The sequence below is a fragment of the Paenibacillus sp. F4 genome, assembly GCF_002894905.1.
Classification (GTDB): Bacteria; Bacillota; Bacilli; order Paenibacillales; family Paenibacillaceae; genus Paenibacillus; species Paenibacillus polymyxa_B.
In genome coordinates this window covers 331,650-347,358 of record NZ_POVS01000004.1, presented here as the reverse complement: position 1 = coordinate 347,358, position 15,709 = coordinate 331,650, and the positions used below count along the sequence as shown (strand labels likewise).

Here is a 15,709-nt window from a genome sequence, read left to right as displayed (position 1 = left end):
AGACCAACCGAAGTTGGTTTATAGAAAGAGCGATAAGCTCATGTTGAAACTGACGAGATAAAATATCTCTTGTTTGATTTTGCGAACAAAATCGTTTTACTCACTCGTTGTTCAGTTTTCAAAGATCAAACATTCTTTTTGTTGATTCGGTTCTTCGCCTCATCAACTCTTATATCATATCATTTCCGAACCAACTTTGCAAGCATTTTTTAAAAAAACTTTTTTGTAACACTCGCTCGCAACATTGTATTTCTTGGCCGGAATTAGAATATACCATATGCATATTCCTTTTGCAAGCATTTATTAGATAAGATCTCACAACGCTTTATTTATTATTCGTTTTCCTTCTATATAGTAGCTCCTTTATACCTATCTGCGTCTAACTACAAAAAAAGAACCTCTTCCCTTAAGCAACAGGAAAGAGGTTCTTTGTTCTATACCTACTGATTATTCGGAGCCCATAAAGGCAAAGCGGATCACTACAATAATAGCAAGCACCCACATGAGCCAGTGAATTTTAACTTTATTGCTGGTAAACAGATTACTAAACACAGCCAGCACAACGTAAGACAGAATACCAGCAGAGATACCATTCGCGATTCCACCTGTGAAAGGCATCAGCACGATGGTCAAAAATGCAGGAAACGCCAACAGGAAGTTATCCCAGTCGATGTTGCGAACCTGACTCATCATTAGGACCCCAACGATAATCAGAGCTGGAGCAGTAGCAGCAGAAGGCACAACCAGAGCCAACGGTGCAATAAACAGGGCCAACAAGAACAGAACACCTGTCGTTACAGCAGTCAGTCCGGTACGTCCGCCTTCTTCTACCCCTGCGGAGCTTTCTACGAATGCTGTAATCGTACTTGTACCCAATACTGCACCGGTACTTACGCCAACAGCATCCACCAGCATCGCTTTACCGATAATTTTCTCGCCTTTTTTCTTATCTTTCATTATACCCGCGCGAGTAGCCGTACCTACCAAGGTACCGAACGTATCAAACAACTCTACAAATGTGAAAATGAAAATGATATCAAACAGACCGATATGCAAAGCTGCTTTCAAGTCTAACTGACCTACAGCCAAATTACTGAAATCAGGAATCCAGTTACCTGTTGTCAAGCTACTCAGATTGGTTACTCCCATCGGAATACCGATTAATGTAGTAGCTACGATCCCAATCAGCAATGCACCTTTGACCCGAACGACCATCAGTGCTGCGATAATAAGCAATCCGATTAGCGCCAGCAGTGCATCCTTTTGATGTACCAGACTTCCCAAAATCAAATTAAACGCATGCCCCGGAACCGGTTGACCAACATCTGTCCCCGGAACGATACTCACCATAACCAGATTACAAAGCTTGAAGCCGACAATCGTAATAAACAAGCCGATACCCACTGTAATGGCTGTCTTTAGATTTTCCGGAACCGCAACAAGCAGCATCTGTCTTACTCGTGTCACGGTTAAAATCAGAAAGACGATACCGGATATAAATACAGCGCCAAGTGCCGCTTGCCAAGTAATCATGCCATTGGAACTCAGGACTACAGTCATAAAATAAGCATTCAAGCCCATACCCGGCGCCATGCCGATCGGCACATTAACGAATAACCCCATCAGTATGGTAACCAAACCTGCACCTACCGCCGTCGCAAAAAAGACAGCTTCACTGGGCATACCTGCTCCAGTCGGACCTAAAAAGGTATTGTTGACCACCAGAATATAAGCCATGGTCATAAAAGTAGTAATCCCCGCAATAATCTCAGTGCGGACGTTCGTGCCATGTTCCTTTAATTTAAAGAAACGCTCCATGAGTCGTAATTCCTCCTACGCAAAGCATACTCGTATTGTTGTCGTTCGTTTGAAGTAATATTCGCATTCATATGCGCTATATTATTACATTCGTTATTTTAGGCTCTCACCTACTGCTTGTCAACAGAAAAAGCGAATGTTACAAATTGAACACATATGTATTGTTCGGAAAACAGAAAACCCGCAAGCTATTATGCAGCTGACGGGTTATGATTTAGAGGAATCAGATATTTTGTACTTATCAAAGGCATTCGCTGTGTCCGGTATATTTTCCAGATAAACCATCTTACCTTCCAACCTTCATACATATGCTTGATTTCGAGCGATCCCTCAAAGAACATATTCAAGAAGCTTTTCCAACTGTTCATACCTTGTTTTCGATCACCATTCAATACAAACTCAATCTTCTCAGAAAAAAGGCTAATTAATCGTTCTCTACTCTTCTCGTCATCTTTTGCTAAATCATAGTAGTGAAAATAATCTTCTAAAATCTTCATCGTGTGCAATTCCTTTCGTGCTGTATATGTGTATGCGTCCTTATGAGAAGATTATTGCAATTTTACCGACAGCGTGGTGGGTTTCGCTTAAAGCGTGTGCGTCATACAAACCTTTTTGTGAAAAAGGAAACGTAGCTCCTACTACCGATCTTACTTTCTTTTGCTCCAACAGATCGGCAATTTCCTGTAGTTGCTGTCCGTTGGGCTCCAGCCATATATTTTTGGCCGTTACGTTGTACTCCTTCACCAGCTCTTCGTCAAAATTGCTAACAATGGATATGATCCGTCCGGTATCCCTTTTCATTACCTTAAAGCTGTTCTTCTGAACATCCCCACCCATCGTATCGAACACCACGTCCACATCAGATAAAACTTCCTCAAAACGAGTTGTACGATAGTCAATGATTTGGTCGGCTCCCAATGAAGCAAGCAATTCATGATTACGCTCACTGGCTGTAGTAATGACATAGGCTCCGGCTTGTTTGGCAAACTGGATAGCAAACATACCTACGCCACCTGCACCTGCGTGGATTAATACTTTTTCCCCTTTGGTCAGTTGACCATGTGTAAAGAGCGCCTGCCAAGCAGTCAACCCCGCCAAAGGTACAGAAGCGGCTTCCTCCCAAGAAATTGAGGCGGGTTTACGTGCCAGCAGATGATCATCCACCAAGGTATACTCGGCATAAGTACCGAATCGGGTGGTGTCTGGGCGTGCAAACACTTCATCTCCCACTTTCCAATCGGTGACCTCGCTGCCTACTTCCGAAATAGTGCCAGCTACATCCCAGCCTAAAATAATCGGGAACTCCCAATCCATCATTTGTTTTAAGTAACCTTCACGCAGCTTCCAGTCAATTGGATTGATGGAGGTAGCCGCCACTTTGACTACAACCTGATGAGCCTGTGGTGTAGGAATAGCCACTTCTCTTTCTTTCAATTCATCCTTGCTTCCATACTGATCTATAACGATGGCTTTCATATTCATTTCCTCCTCGCACATTTACATATTCTTTACATTGCTAGACATACGCTGTAGCACATCTGTCAAAGCCACAATTTCCTCATCTGTAAACTTACATAGCAGCTTTTCCTGAAAGGCTTGTCTTTGCTCTGACAAAACTTGCAGCTCTTGAACCCCTAATTCGGTCAAACGTATATAGGTCACACGCTTATCCTGCTCTTTTTTACTACGTAAAATCAGACCTTCCTCTTCCAGCCTTCTCAGATGTCGGGTCACTGCTGCACCATCCAGAACGAGCAGATGTTGGAGCTCCAGCTGACTTAGTTCCTGACGATGATCAATATGATACAAAATTTCGACCTTGGTAAAACTGGTTTTTAACTGTGCTTCAAAAGCGTTATTCATTTCTTTACACAAAAGATGCATGCGATAAAACAACTGGCTTCTTTCAGAGCAACGTTCGATGACAAACCCTCCTTATAATACTTGACGTATCAATTGATATATCAAGTATTATACACCCTCACTAAAAATAAACAACCCTGAGACAAGTATATACAAATCCTACAATCACAAAAAAATGCTCAAGCTAAACGAATATCCTGAGCATTCTAGATTTTGTAGTTAGTAGGGTCATTCGATGAAACGATGAAATGGTCCATACATTACAGTGTATTCATAAATCCGATAATACGGGCCGCCATCCGCTCGTGGCCTGCCTGGTTCGGGTGCAGGCCGTCAGGAATACCATTTTCCCCTGTAAAGTACATCTGTTTATGTACAGGCATCAGTGGTTGAATTCCGGCGATATTCCACAGATCGCAGCACGGGAAAGAATACAGCGAGGCCACTTCTCTCACAGCCTGTGCATACGCGCTATAGACTTGACCTGTGATGGCATTAGGCAGATGCTCAGGAACCGTATCACTTGATCCGTGAGGCGGGGTCAAAAAGACGATCAGCTTGTCCGGGTAACGGTTAATTAATCCTTCGGCAATATGCTTGAGCGCACCATAAAACGTACGCGTTTCTGTCGATGGCGTATCCAAGCTACCGAACGGAATTTCTCCCATCGAAAAATCGTTTCTTCCCCCCATAAAAAAGATTACGTCCGCATAAGGGTTCATTTTCTCATAGCGCTCACACATCGGTTCAAAGCCGCCGCTGGCTACACTGCTGCCGGATATGCCGTGATTCTCAAAGGTTTGAAAGCCCAGTACTTCACTGACGATACGCGGGTAAGGCTTTTCTCCATCACGTAATTCATATCCAAACGTAATGCTATCGCCCAGAAATACAGCATGGCTACCTTGGTACTTGCCCTGATTAGTTGTCAATCAACTCCACTCCTACCTATTAGATCGTATTATTGATTTCGATAAATTTATGTTCAATCGCTGTCATTTCGTGATTTGGCCGGGTTATTAAATATGTGTCCATGTAGCCGAAGGTTGGGGGAGTGGGCAAATAGGATGTTACTTTAAATTGCCGCGCCAGCTTTTTAGACATAAGGGTGATTCCCATTCCCATCAAGGAAAATTCCACCATCGTATCAAACACACCGACCTCCACAACCTCGCCATGGGTCAATTGCATGTCCTGATACATCTTCTCTAAATACGTGAGGTACAGGCAGCCATCCGACAATATGATAATAGACGCTCCTTGGAGTACCTGTTTGAGATCCGAGCCTTCATGTATGCCTTTCCCCACCAGCACCAGTTCTTCACGGCATAATTTTTGATAATGAATATACGGGTTGGCGGGATACCCTGTAACAAAAGCAATATCGAGTTCGCCGTCAAGAATCAACCGCTCCATTTCCGTCGTGGTTCCGGTTTTTAATGTAACCGAAGCCTGCGGATACAGCTCATATACCTTCGTGAGCGCCCTCGTTGTTTCGCCCGCCACGATGGACTGCATGGTACCGATGCGCAGCTTTTCCTCTTGCGGTCTCATTTTCATCTCCGTGTCTTGCCATAGCAACAACATTTGCTTGAACTGAGCATACAAGGTTTCTCCTGCGGGTGTCAGCTCCATACCACGGGGTTTTCGATAAAATAACGCTGTGCCGTAATGGGCCTCCAGCTTCTTTATTTTGGCCGTCATATTCGATTGCAGGTGATTCAACTTTTGTGCTGCTTCTGTCAGGCTTCTCAGCTCTGCCACCGAAACAAATGCCTGCATATTTTCAATATCCATCCCTTCACTTCCCATCAAATAAAATGATACCTATATCATAAACAAGCATTATTATTTATGAGTTAAGTGTATTATATTGGCCTTGGATGCTATTTTCCACCCTCATTTTAAAAAGCAGGAGGTATGGCAACATGATCAAAAAGAAGATTCGTGTAGGTATCGTAGGAGGTTCGATGAATAATAAATGGGCCAGTCAAACGCATATTCCGGCTTTGCTCAAGCACTCCAACCTGGATATCACTGCCGTCGGTACTTCTCGTATGGAGAGTGCGCGACAAAGCGCAGAAGAAGTAGGTGCGGCACTGGCTTTTGATGATGCCAAAAAGCTCGCAGCTTCCGAGGATGTGGACATGGTTGTGGTGAGCATAAAAGTTCCCCATCATTACGAGGCGGTGATGGCGGCAATTCAAGAGGGAAAACATATTTTTTGTGAATGGCCCTTGGGGGCAAACACTGCGGAAGCTGCTGAAATGGCTAAGGCGGCGGAACTGGCAGGCATTCATCATACCGTCGGCTTGCAGGCACGGCAGGATCTTGAAGTGCAAACGATGAAAAAGCTCGTGGAGGGCGGAGAGATTGGTGAAATTATATCCTGTCATATGCAAGTAGCTACTCCCGGCAAAGGAGGACAAGTAAATCAGGATACTGCTTATTTGCTGAATAGAGCCAATGGGGCTAATCTGCTCACGATTAATGGCGGGCATTCCCTGGATGCGCTGCAATACATCGTTGGCGAATTCTGCGAGCTATCAGCCATCACATCATCCCGTTATAACGAAGCCACTATTCAGGAAACAGGTGAAGTCATTTCCAAGGATACAGCCGATCAGATTCTGATTCACGGACTATTGGAAAAAGGAGCACCGGTATCCGTTCACATTCAAGGTGGAGTAAATTCTAAGTTTGAGATAGAGATTCAGGGGAAAAAGGGCATTTTGCGTTTGACACAGAACCCTTCGCTAGGGCATGTTCAATTTGGGAATCTAACGCTCGAAAAACTTGTGTACGATCCAAGCAGTACGCAGAGTTATAGTCCTAATGGCGCTTTTGAACAAATAAGTATAACTAGAGAGCCTGATACAGGCCTGGATTTCCCAAAACAAGGGGTAACCCTGAATGTAGCCAAGGCTCATTCTGTTTTTGCCGAGGATATTTTGACACACACCCGTCTCGCTCCCGATTTCAACCATGCCTTAAAGCTGCATCAGCTACTGGACCGCATTGAGGAATCGGCTGCAACCGGGAAAAAGATCGTATGGTAAGGTAGAATTATAAAAAAAGAACCTTCAACACCACGATAGATGTGGAATTGAAGGTTCTTTTTATGTGCTGCCTTTTTAATGAGTCATGTGTTCTCCACTTTTATCCTGTCACCTTCAACCAAAATAACTTCCGCGTTGCTGATTGGATATAAATTTAATTGGCTGCCATATTCCTCAATGATGTTCTCCACCGCTTTTTTAAACGGAATGTTCGTATGATGGGGGACTGGATAGAATTCAATGACCCCTAGCGCAGCAAAGGAATCTAAAGCAGGGGCCTCCTGCACATCGTCCATAAGTTGAACATATTCGATATTCGGTGATAAAATCATCGAACCGGCAGATTCGCCTATATACAATTTTCCTGCATTAACTTCTTCAGCAATGATTTTGTCAACCCCGGTTCTTTTTAACTCTTGAAGTAAATAAAATGTGTTGCCTCCGGTAATATAAATATAGTCATTCCCTCTAATTTTACTCGCTATTTCATCCCAGGTTGCTGTACTTATTTCGATTTCATCCACGACTAATCCTAAATTTTCTAATGCTTTTTTTCCTGATTCCACATAAAACTTAACTTTCTCTGGAATACTTGCGGTTGGGATGAAGGTGACTTTTTTTCCTTCCAAGTTTTCACCGACGAAATGGACTAACCATGGTGCAACATCCTTAAATGAAGACGACAAAAATATTTTTTTCATCTCTTTATTCTCCTTAGAACAGCGTTTAATGAAACGGGATATGTAACACTTTATTCTAGGTATATTATAAAATATATTAGTATCAAAACATGACACCATTGGAGGATAACATAAAAAAAGCTTGAAGCTGATAAAGTCATATAAAAAAAGGAGACATTATTATTGAATAATATCTCCTTTTTTTCAACTTCATATCCGTTGAAAATAACTGGGGTTCCTTGATTTTGACCATAAAAACACTCTTTCCCCGCTCTCATTTTGGAGTGGGAGCAGATGTTCGACCTTGAACCCGTAAAAAAGACTCCTCCCGCATAGCGATATTTCGGCCGATGCGGAGGAGTCCTGATCTTGTATTGGTGAATCTCAAAAGGTTCGTGGTTACAGGGCGGGAGTTCCCGCGTTTATTCCCACTCAATCGTTGCTGGTGGTTTGGAAGTGATATCGTACACGATGCGATTCACGTTATCCACTTCGTTTACGATACGTACCGAAATTTTCTCCAGCACATCCCAAGGAATACGCGCCCAGTCCGCGGTCATACCGTCGATGGAGGTTACTGCACGAATACCTACAGTGTAAGAATACGTACGAGCATCGCCCATAACGCCAACACTCTTCATATTCGGCAAAGCGGTGAAGTATTGCCAGATTTCCCGGTCCAGACCGGCTTTAGCAATCTCCTCGCGCAAAATGTAATCCGACTCACGAACAATCGTTAGCTTGTCCTCTGTCACTTCACCCAGCACACGAATGGCAAGACCCGGACCTGGGAATGGTTGACGCCATACAATCTCAGCTGGCAATCCACATTCTTCGCCGACTTTACGCACTTCGTCCTTGAACAGGGCATTCAACGGCTCGATCAGCTTGAACTTCATGTTCTCCGGCAAACCACCCACATTATGATGGGATTTAATGGTCTGTGCCGTTGCTGTTCCGCTCTCTACAATATCCGTATACAGCGTACCTTGTGCCAGGAAAGTAAAATCGTCAAATTGAGAAGATTCTTCCTCGAACACATAGATAAACTCGTTACCGATGATTTTACGTTTTTGTTCTGGATCATCGACTCCTGCCAGCTTGGACAAGAAGCGCTCACGTGCGTCAATTTTGACAACTTTCATATCAAATTTACCAACGAACGTCTCCATTACACTTTCGGCTTCACCTTTGCGCAGCAATCCATGGTCAATGAACATACACGTCAGTTGGTCACCGATCGCTTTGTGAATGAGCATCGCTACAACGGAAGAATCAACGCCACCGCTTAAGGCACACAATACTTTCTTGTCGCCTACCTGTTGACGAATCTCACGAATCTGATCTTCGATAAACGATTCCATGGTCCAGTTGCCTTCACAACCGCACACTTCATAAAGGAAGTTGCTGATCATCTCGTTACCTTGAACGGAATGACGCACCTCCGGATGAAATTGCACCGCATACAGATTCCGCTCCAGGTTACTCATCGCGGCAATCGGCGCACTCTCTGTTCCTGCATCCAGTGTAAAGCCGGTTGGCAGATCTGTAACGTGATCCCCATGGCTCATCCATACGGTTTGACGAGAATCCAATCCTTTAGCCAAGCGAGCATCCTGATTGAATTGCACGTCTGCTTTGCCATACTCACGCTTGCCCGCACGTTCTACCTTACCATCCAGTTGGTGAGCCATCAGCTGCATGCCATAACAAATACCAAAGATAGGGATGCCAAGATCATAAATTGCCCGATCCACCTGAGGAGCATTGTCTGTATATACGCTGGAAGGTCCGCCTGAGAAAACAATCCCTTTTGGCGCCAGCTCTCTCAGCTTCTCCGCAGGCGTATTGTATGGAAGGAGCTCGCTATATACGCCGAGATCCCGAATTCTTCTTGCGATTAACTGGTTGTATTGTCCTCCAAAATCAAGAACTACAACGATTTCATTAGGCTTATTCATTACCGTGCCTCCCTCAATTGTTCGTTTCATTATACGCAACGATAAAACAAGACGTCAAGAAATCAACCGGAGTTGAGTGGGCATGAAAAGATTGTTAAAATGAATTGATTCTAAAATACTCAATCTGTTCGTAGGAGTGTAAACGATGGATGTGCTGAAGTGGATCGCGCAATTGTTCGAAGAATACGGCTACGGCGTCCTTTTTTTCGGCTTGCTGCTTGAGTTTATTGCTTTACCATTTCCCGGGGAAACCACAATGGCTTATGCGGGATATCTCTCCTATGCCGGTACCCTGGATTTCGGTAAACTGGTGCTACTAGCTTTTCTGGGCACAACCCTCGGTATGACTATTACCTACTTTATTGGAAGATGGGCTGGACTCCCCTTTATTCAGAAATACGGTAAATGGATTTTGTTATCGCCGGACAAGCTTCAGAAAACACAAAAATGGTTCCAACGATATGGATACTGGCTTATCTTCCTTGGATATTTCATCCCCGGTGTCAGGCATTTTACCGGTTATTTTGCCGGGATTATTGCTCTTTCTTTCCGTAAATTTGTCTTGTATGCTTACAGCGGCGCTTTATTCTGGGTCATCCTCTTTCTAAGCATCGGCAAGCTGTTTGGTCCCCAATGGGATGCCATTTTCCATTTGGTAGAGCTGTATGCACTGCGAATTGCGGGAGTCGTTGGGTTCATGATCCTGCTATATATTATTTACCGGTGGAGAAGCTTCCTGTTTAGCTCGCTACGCAAATCCGAAAAATCGGTGAAAACCAGCAACAAGGATGACACGAAGTAATCAAACTCCTGCTGCCTTACGGCTACGAGTCCTTTCATAATACATCGAAATCACGATAGATATCACCACAAACCCCGCGCCTCCAGCCAAACCCAACATACGCGGCTCCATCATTTCAATCGCCACCCCTGCTCCAAACATAGACAGTCCGATGATACCTTGGCTCCACGCCGTCAGCATGCCCAACAATGGACCCTGTAAATACAATGGGGTCTCCCGCATTAATAATGTATCCAGACAAATGGCCCCTACCCCGCCAGCCAACGAAATTAAGAAGTAAATAGCAACCGCCGCCCATGCGTGATAAATACCGCTTAATCCCATAAGTAAAATCCCCTCCAACAAAAGGCATACCAGTCCTCCTTTCAATAAAGAACCACTGAATAAATGTCCTATTGCATAGCTGGCAACCAGACCCGCGCCCAAAGCGGCGTAAAACAATCCGATCCCGGCATCGCCCAGCCTGAATTCCTGCACTGCATATACACTAATCAGAACATTATCAATGCCATTGAGCATGGGAACCAGCAACTCAAATGCAACAACAACTTGGAGAGGAACGGATGCACGAATACAGTCCAACATTCGCGATCTGCTCCGGTTTGGATGATCTAACAACGAAGGACTGTGATGTGGTTTAACATAGGAATCCTCCCTGCTTATTTTCTCCTTCATGACAGGTGGAAATGCAATATTGCGAACGATCAGACCTGCGGCAAAAAAACTTGCTGCGTTCAATATAAATGCCGCTTGTGGTCCAAAGAGAGCAGATATGATGCCTCCGGCAGCAGCACCAATGACCAGCACCAGCCCGCTCATCACCTGCTCAAGACTGTTCACCTTCAATAATTCGGAGGGATGAACAAGCAGCGGAATGGACGATTTACGAGCAGGAGCATACAAAGCTTCTCCGCAGGCTAGCAGGGTACTGACTCCATAAATGATCCAAATGTCCTCAGGACTATGAACACTTAAAAAGGCAAGGGCTGCCAAGCCTCTGAAAAGATCCGTGGTCATCATAAGCACACGCCGGGATATGCGGGTAATAAGCACGCCCGCCGCAGGTGACAGGACTAAAAAAGGAATCACCCGCAATCCCAGCATGATACCCACACTGAATCCCGAACCGGTAAGCCGATAAATTAAAGCCAACAAAGCGATCTGACAGAATCGATCTCCCATTCCGTTAATGATACCTGCGGCAAATAACTTCCTGTATTGCCTATCTACCATTTTAATCAACTCCGATACTTAGGATTCATTTATTATACATAAGTCTAATTAGTTATATATCTAATTTATAAAAATCACTCTATAATCGTCAAGGCATAAATTCATATATTCAGAGCATACTAAGCCAACAAACTCCAATATCGGAGGATTTTACGTATGCCAAATCAGAATAAAAGTTGTCCACTTACTCATGTGTCCTCTAACTTGAGGGATAATGTAAACCATATTGAAAGCTCCTTTGGAAACAGCGGAGATGTAATCATTAAAGAGCTATTATGGATGCAAAAATGGCCAGCGGCTTTGTTTTATATCGATGGTCTGATTAACACTCAATTGCTCCATGATTCCGTTCTGCGTTCATTAATGCGGGTAAACGAACATCATGTACCGGAGGGTGCGGAACCGTTCGACTATTTAAAGGATCAAGTATTAATTGCTGGTAACTCCGGCAGTTTGGACGAAATGGATGACCTATTCAACCAGATGCTATCTGGCAGTATTATCATTTTGCTGGACGGATACGCAAAGGGCATATGGATTGATGCGGTCGGTTGGGAGGATCGCAGTGTCAGCGAACCCCAATCCCAAAGTGTCGTACGGGGTCCAATGGAGGCTTTTACCGAAAATTTACGTACCAATACCGCTCTAATTCGCAGGCGAATCCGCGATCCGCGCCTGTGGATGGAAACAAGACAGATCGGTCAAGTGACTCATACCAATGTGGCCGTGATGTATGTCAAAGGGATTGCTGACGAAGGGGTTATTCAGGAACTGAGAGAACGTCTGGACCGAATTGATATTGACGGGATTTTGGAAGGGGGGTACATCGAGGAGGAAATTCAGGATGCGACCTTTACCCCATTTCCCACCATTTATAACAGCGAGCGTCCGGATTCGGTCGCTGCCAGCCTACTGGAGGGCCGAATCGCTATCTTGGTGGACGGGACCCCCTTTGTACTGTTGATACCCGCATTGTTTGTTCAATTTTTCCAGTCGGCGGAGGACTATTACCAGCGTGCTGACATCAGTACTTTGCTGCGTTTGCTGCGTTTCTTTTCCTTTTTTATCGCTTTGCTTGCACCAGCAGTTTATATCGCGGTAACTACCTTTCATCAAGAGATGATTCCTACAAACTTATTGGTCAGTCTCGCTGCACAAAGGGAAGGCGTACCGTTTCCAGCCTTTGTCGAGGCGATGCTCATGGAAATTACTTATGAAATTTTGCGTGAAGCAGGAGTCCGTATTCCGAGGACAGTCGGACAGGCTGTATCTATTGTAGGCACACTGGTCATTGGGCAAGCAGCAGTGGATGCGGGGGTTGTCTCGGCGGCTATGGTCATTATCGTATCAATCACCGCCATCTCCAGCTATGTTATTCCAGAAAACGGCCTGTCGATAGCGGTTCGTATTATACGCTTCGCCTTAATGATGCTAGCCGCAGCCTTTGGGCTTCTTGGAATATTGATGGGGTTAATCGTAGTTTTGCTGCACTTGACCAGTCTGAGATCGTTTGGAGTATCTTACATGAGTCCGTTTGGCCCCTATGTGGAAAGCGATATGAAAGATACGCTGTTTCGCTTACCCTGGCCTCATATGACGAAACGTCCTCAATCCATCTCTATCCAAAATACGATCCGCCAAAAAACGAAAAAAAGACGGATCGGCAATAAATCAAAAACCAGAAGGGATCAACCATGAAGCAGACCATACATTTGTTCTTCGTCTGGGGACTGATTGCATTACTGTTAGGTGGTTGCTGGGATCGCAAAGAATTAAATGAGCTGGGCATCGCTATTGGGATCGGGATAGATATGGAAGGAGACCAGTATCAGGTAACCGCTCAGGTGGTCATTCCTTCTGCAGTGGCTTCAAAATCTTCACCAAGTGCAGGCTCTCCAGTGGTTACTTATGAGGCCACAGCGCCCACGATTCAAGAGGCCATTCAAAAAATGACAGCTACAAGTCCGCGCTCCATTTATTTATCTCATATTCGTATGCTAATTTTAGGTGAGGAGTATGCGAGAAAAGGAATTGCTGATGCGATTGAAGCCATGATGCGAGAGCCTTTTACAAGAAGTGACTTTTATATTGCGATAGCCAAGAATAACAAGGCTTCTACGATGTTAAAGATACCAACTCCACTGGAAAAGTTGCCGGCCAATAAATTATTTGCTTCGTTAGACACCTTAACCAAAACCTGGGCTCCTGCCAACAAAGTAACCATGGATCAACTGCTTAGCAATCTGGTTAATCCCGACATCCAGTCCACTCTGCCCGCTTTGGAAGCTGTGGGAGATATAGAATCGTCCAATGAAAAAGGTATGGATGCCACCAAAAGCATATCGCCTGGAACCATATTGAGGTTTTCCGGTATTGGTGTATTCAAAAAAGACCGATTGCTGGGATGGATCAATGATCAAGACAGCAAAGGGTTCAGTTACATCAGAGATAAAGTGGAGTCTACAACGGGACACACCGATTGTCAGGGTGGGGGTAATATTGCCCTATTAACCTTAAGTAGCGACACTCAAAAAAAAGTAATCATTCGTGATGGAGAGCCTGTTATCTCCATATCCGTTACCAACGACAGCACTGTACGAGAGGTCAATTGTAAGCATATGAAGTTAAGCAGTATGGCTGATATTAAAGAAATTGAGGCCGCAAGCAATGAAAAAATCGTTGAAATTATGAAACATTCCGTAGAGACCGTTCGGCATGAGTTTAAGTCAGACATTTTCGGCTTTGGTCAGCTGATCCACCAGTCCAAACCTGAACTTTGGAAAAAATTAAAAGAAGAAAAAGAAAATCCATTTATGGACTTACAGATTGAATATAAGGCAAAAACTACAGTCAAAAAAATTGGCTCTTTGTTTGAATCGTTCCAAAAAGAAATGAAGGAGTGAGCTGGGTGGAGGAGAAAGGGCGTATCAGCATTACAAATATAGCCGTACTCGTATTTTTGAGTATTATCGGAGACTGCGTATTGGTGTATCCCTCCCTCATTACTAGTATATCCAAGCAGGATGCCTGGATCAGCTCATTCCTAAGCATCCCAGCAGGATTGGCTGTATTACTGCTACTCCTGCGGGTACATCAGCTATATCCTGATCTCACATTTATTCAACTCTGCCAGCGGATTTTGGGTCGGTGGCTAGGCGCCCTTATCTCAGTATGGTATTTATTCCATTTATTAATGAATTCCGCGATTTATTTAAGAGAAGTCGGAGATTTTATGAACAACCAGACCTATGTGATGACGCCCCTTCCCGTTATCAATTTACTCTTAATCCTTGTGCTTACGTGGGGGATGTATATGGGATTGGAGCCTATTGCGCGTACGGCTCAAATTTTATTTCCATTGTGCTTGACTTTCACTTTGTTTTTAATCCTGTGCTTGCTTCCCCAATGTGAAAGTCAGCAGCTTAAGCCTATTATGGAGCAAGGTATTCCTAAGATTATGGAAGGCAGCATATTTGCGCTCTCCTACCCATTTGGAGAATTAGCTTTTTTACTCATGATTTTTCCCTATGTGAGCAAAAAACCGGGTCTAAAAAAATCGGTTTTACTATCTGGACTTGGTGCCAGTGTTTTGTTAAGCGTACTACTTCTGGTTTCTCTCATGGTTCTAGGCCCTTTTGTGACCGAACATAGCGTGTATACCTCTTATATGCTATCTAAAAAAATCAACATAGGTAATTTCTTACAGAGGGTTGAATCCCTGATGAGCACAGCCTGGATTATCACTACCTTTGTTAAAACCATTCTACACTTCTATGCCTTTACCTTAGGAATGGCTCAGCTACTGCGATTAGACAATGTGCGGACCTTTCTGGGCCCTAGCTTTATGATCCTATTTGGTCTAATTATCGTGTCGGCACCCAACATTACTTATTATCTGGATACGATCGTTCACGCCTGGATTTATTGGGATTTGACTGATTCCGTTGTCCTGCCTTTGCTGCTGCTTGTCGTATACAAGTTAAGATTGAAAGGCCGTCACGGCCTGGGAACTGGTTGACCCTCACTCTTAACGAAAGGAGCCTTAACATGCTAATTACCACTATTATTATCTGTATCGCTCTAGCCATTGCTGCCAAAGATTTGCCAGGCTTGTACCGAAAGCATCGCTTTAAGGATATGTTCGTGTACATCATTATGCTCGGATTAGGCACATGGCTTAGTGTCCTTGCGGCCAAATCAGAGGTTACGCCAAGCCCGCTGGTTCTGATTGAAATCATCTATAACCCTGTTAACGCTTTTGTGTCACATGTATTTGGCTTTTAGAAGGGAGGC

15 protein-coding genes are annotated in these 15,709 nt (G+C 44.2%); 6 read left to right on the top strand and 9 right to left on the bottom strand.

The genetic code is table 11. The annotated features are described in order from the left end of the window. Window positions 1-447: 447 nt before the first annotated feature. From C1T21_RS02265 to C1T21_RS02240, 6 genes are all read right to left on the bottom strand, one after another. Window positions 448-1,818, bottom strand: coding sequence for an NCS2 family permease (locus C1T21_RS02265; RefSeq protein WP_023987039.1), 1,371 nt, complete (start codon window positions 1,816-1,818; stop codon window positions 448-450). Between the two features lie 191 nt (window positions 1,819-2,009). After that, entirely contained in the window at window positions 2,010-2,315 is a 306-nt protein-coding gene (locus tag C1T21_RS02260) for a hypothetical protein (RefSeq protein WP_258012330.1), read from the bottom strand. 40 nt (window positions 2,316-2,355) lie between these two features. Beyond that, entirely contained in the window at window positions 2,356-3,294 is a 939-nt protein-coding gene (locus C1T21_RS02255; protein WP_103047023.1) for an NADP-dependent oxidoreductase, read from the bottom strand. A gap of 21 nt (window positions 3,295-3,315) precedes the next feature. Further along, window positions 3,316-3,681, bottom strand: coding sequence for a MarR family winged helix-turn-helix transcriptional regulator (locus C1T21_RS02250; RefSeq protein WP_223822014.1), 366 nt, complete (start codon window positions 3,679-3,681; stop codon window positions 3,316-3,318). A 260-nt stretch (window positions 3,682-3,941) separates the two neighbouring features. Next, entirely contained in the window at window positions 3,942-4,613 is a 672-nt protein-coding gene (locus C1T21_RS02245; RefSeq protein ID WP_103047022.1) for an SGNH/GDSL hydrolase family protein, read from the bottom strand. 19 nt (window positions 4,614-4,632) lie between these two features. Next, on the bottom strand, window positions 4,633-5,478 hold the full coding sequence (locus C1T21_RS02240) for a LysR family transcriptional regulator (RefSeq protein WP_103047021.1): 846 nt from the start codon (window positions 5,476-5,478) through the stop codon (window positions 4,633-4,635). Between the two features lie 131 nt (window positions 5,479-5,609). On the opposite strand from C1T21_RS02240, the gene C1T21_RS02235 reads away from it, so the two are divergent. Then, the gene (locus tag C1T21_RS02235) at window positions 5,610-6,740 is read left to right on the top strand and encodes a Gfo/Idh/MocA family protein (RefSeq protein WP_103047020.1); all 1,131 of its coding nucleotides are present in this window, start codon (window positions 5,610-5,612) and stop codon (window positions 6,738-6,740) included. An 83-nt stretch (window positions 6,741-6,823) separates the two neighbouring features. Here the strand turns inward: C1T21_RS02235 and C1T21_RS02230 are convergent, their stop codons facing one another. Both C1T21_RS02230 and guaA read right to left on the bottom strand, forming a co-directional pair. Continuing rightward, window positions 6,824-7,441: a peptidase E gene (locus C1T21_RS02230; RefSeq protein ID WP_103047019.1), complete on the bottom strand. Its 618-nt coding sequence runs from the start codon at window positions 7,439-7,441 to the stop codon at window positions 6,824-6,826. Between the two features lie 401 nt (window positions 7,442-7,842). Next, window positions 7,843-9,381 (bottom strand): glutamine-hydrolyzing GMP synthase, encoded by a 1,539-nt coding sequence (gene guaA / locus C1T21_RS02225; protein WP_013308777.1) that lies wholly within the window; start codon window positions 9,379-9,381, stop codon window positions 7,843-7,845. Between the two features lie 145 nt (window positions 9,382-9,526). Here guaA and C1T21_RS02220 point away from each other — a divergent pair, with 145 nt between their 5' ends. Further along, window positions 9,527-10,183 carry a DedA family protein gene (locus tag C1T21_RS02220; RefSeq protein ID WP_013308776.1) on the top strand — a complete coding sequence of 219 codons (657 nt, stop codon included), beginning with the start codon at window positions 9,527-9,529 and terminating at the stop codon, window positions 10,181-10,183. On the opposite strand, the gene C1T21_RS02215 is transcribed toward C1T21_RS02220, so the two are convergent. Continuing rightward, complete coding sequence (locus C1T21_RS02215; protein ID WP_103047018.1) at window positions 10,184-11,416, bottom strand: MFS transporter; 1,233 nt, start codon at window positions 11,414-11,416, stop codon at window positions 10,184-10,186. It lies immediately after the preceding gene. Window positions 11,417-11,572: 156 nt separating this feature from the next. On the opposite strand from C1T21_RS02215, the gene C1T21_RS02210 reads away from it, so the two are divergent. From C1T21_RS02210 to C1T21_RS02195, 4 genes are read left to right on the top strand one after another with little or no spacing between them, the layout of a single operon-like run. Further along, complete coding sequence (locus C1T21_RS02210; protein ID WP_103047017.1) at window positions 11,573-13,114, top strand: spore germination protein; 1,542 nt, start codon at window positions 11,573-11,575, stop codon at window positions 13,112-13,114. Next, the gene (locus C1T21_RS02205; protein ID WP_025718024.1) at window positions 13,111-14,319 is read left to right on the top strand and encodes a Ger(x)C family spore germination protein; all 1,209 of its coding nucleotides are present in this window, start codon (window positions 13,111-13,113) and stop codon (window positions 14,317-14,319) included. The genes C1T21_RS02210 and C1T21_RS02205 overlap by 4 nt, the downstream gene beginning before the upstream one ends. Before the next feature lie 5 nt (window positions 14,320-14,324). Further along, window positions 14,325-15,434, top strand: coding sequence for a GerAB/ArcD/ProY family transporter (locus C1T21_RS02200; protein ID WP_103047016.1), 1,110 nt, complete (start codon window positions 14,325-14,327; stop codon window positions 15,432-15,434). A gap of 29 nt (window positions 15,435-15,463) precedes the next feature. Further along, window positions 15,464-15,700 carry a hypothetical protein gene (locus C1T21_RS02195; protein ID WP_025718028.1) on the top strand — a complete coding sequence of 79 codons (237 nt, stop codon included), beginning with the start codon at window positions 15,464-15,466 and terminating at the stop codon, window positions 15,698-15,700. Window positions 15,701-15,709: the final 9 nt, after the last annotated feature.

Excerpts from the sequence above, each read along its gene's own strand:
- C1T21_RS02195 (WP_025718028.1), top strand. The coding sequence starts at position 15,464 with ATGCTAATTACCACTATTATTATCTGTATCGCTCTAGCCATTGCTGCC.
- C1T21_RS02265 (WP_023987039.1), bottom strand. The coding sequence starts at position 1,818 with ATGGAGCGTTTCTTTAAATTAAAGGAACATGGCACGAACGTCCGCACT.
- C1T21_RS02240 (WP_103047021.1), bottom strand. The coding sequence starts at position 5,478 with ATGGATATTGAAAATATGCAGGCATTTGTTTCGGTGGCAGAGCTGAGA.
- C1T21_RS02205 (WP_025718024.1), top strand. The coding sequence starts at position 13,111 with ATGAAGCAGACCATACATTTGTTCTTCGTCTGGGGACTGATTGCATTA.
- C1T21_RS02250 (WP_223822014.1), bottom strand. The coding sequence starts at position 3,681 with ATGAATAACGCTTTTGAAGCACAGTTAAAAACCAGTTTTACCAAGGTC.
- C1T21_RS02260 (WP_258012330.1), bottom strand. The coding sequence starts at position 2,315 with ATGAAGATTTTAGAAGATTATTTTCACTACTATGATTTAGCAAAAGAT.
- C1T21_RS02255 (WP_103047023.1), bottom strand. The coding sequence starts at position 3,294 with ATGAAAGCCATCGTTATAGATCAGTATGGAAGCAAGGATGAATTGAAA.
- C1T21_RS02215 (WP_103047018.1), bottom strand. The coding sequence starts at position 11,416 with ATGGTAGATAGGCAATACAGGAAGTTATTTGCCGCAGGTATCATTAAC.
- C1T21_RS02220 (WP_013308776.1), top strand. The coding sequence starts at position 9,527 with ATGGATGTGCTGAAGTGGATCGCGCAATTGTTCGAAGAATACGGCTAC.
- C1T21_RS02230 (WP_103047019.1), bottom strand. The coding sequence starts at position 7,441 with ATGAAAAAAATATTTTTGTCGTCTTCATTTAAGGATGTTGCACCATGG.
- C1T21_RS02210 (WP_103047017.1), top strand. The coding sequence starts at position 11,573 with ATGCCAAATCAGAATAAAAGTTGTCCACTTACTCATGTGTCCTCTAAC.
- C1T21_RS02235 (WP_103047020.1), top strand. The coding sequence starts at position 5,610 with ATGATCAAAAAGAAGATTCGTGTAGGTATCGTAGGAGGTTCGATGAAT.
- guaA (WP_013308777.1), bottom strand. The coding sequence starts at position 9,381 with ATGAATAAGCCTAATGAAATCGTTGTAGTTCTTGATTTTGGAGGACAA.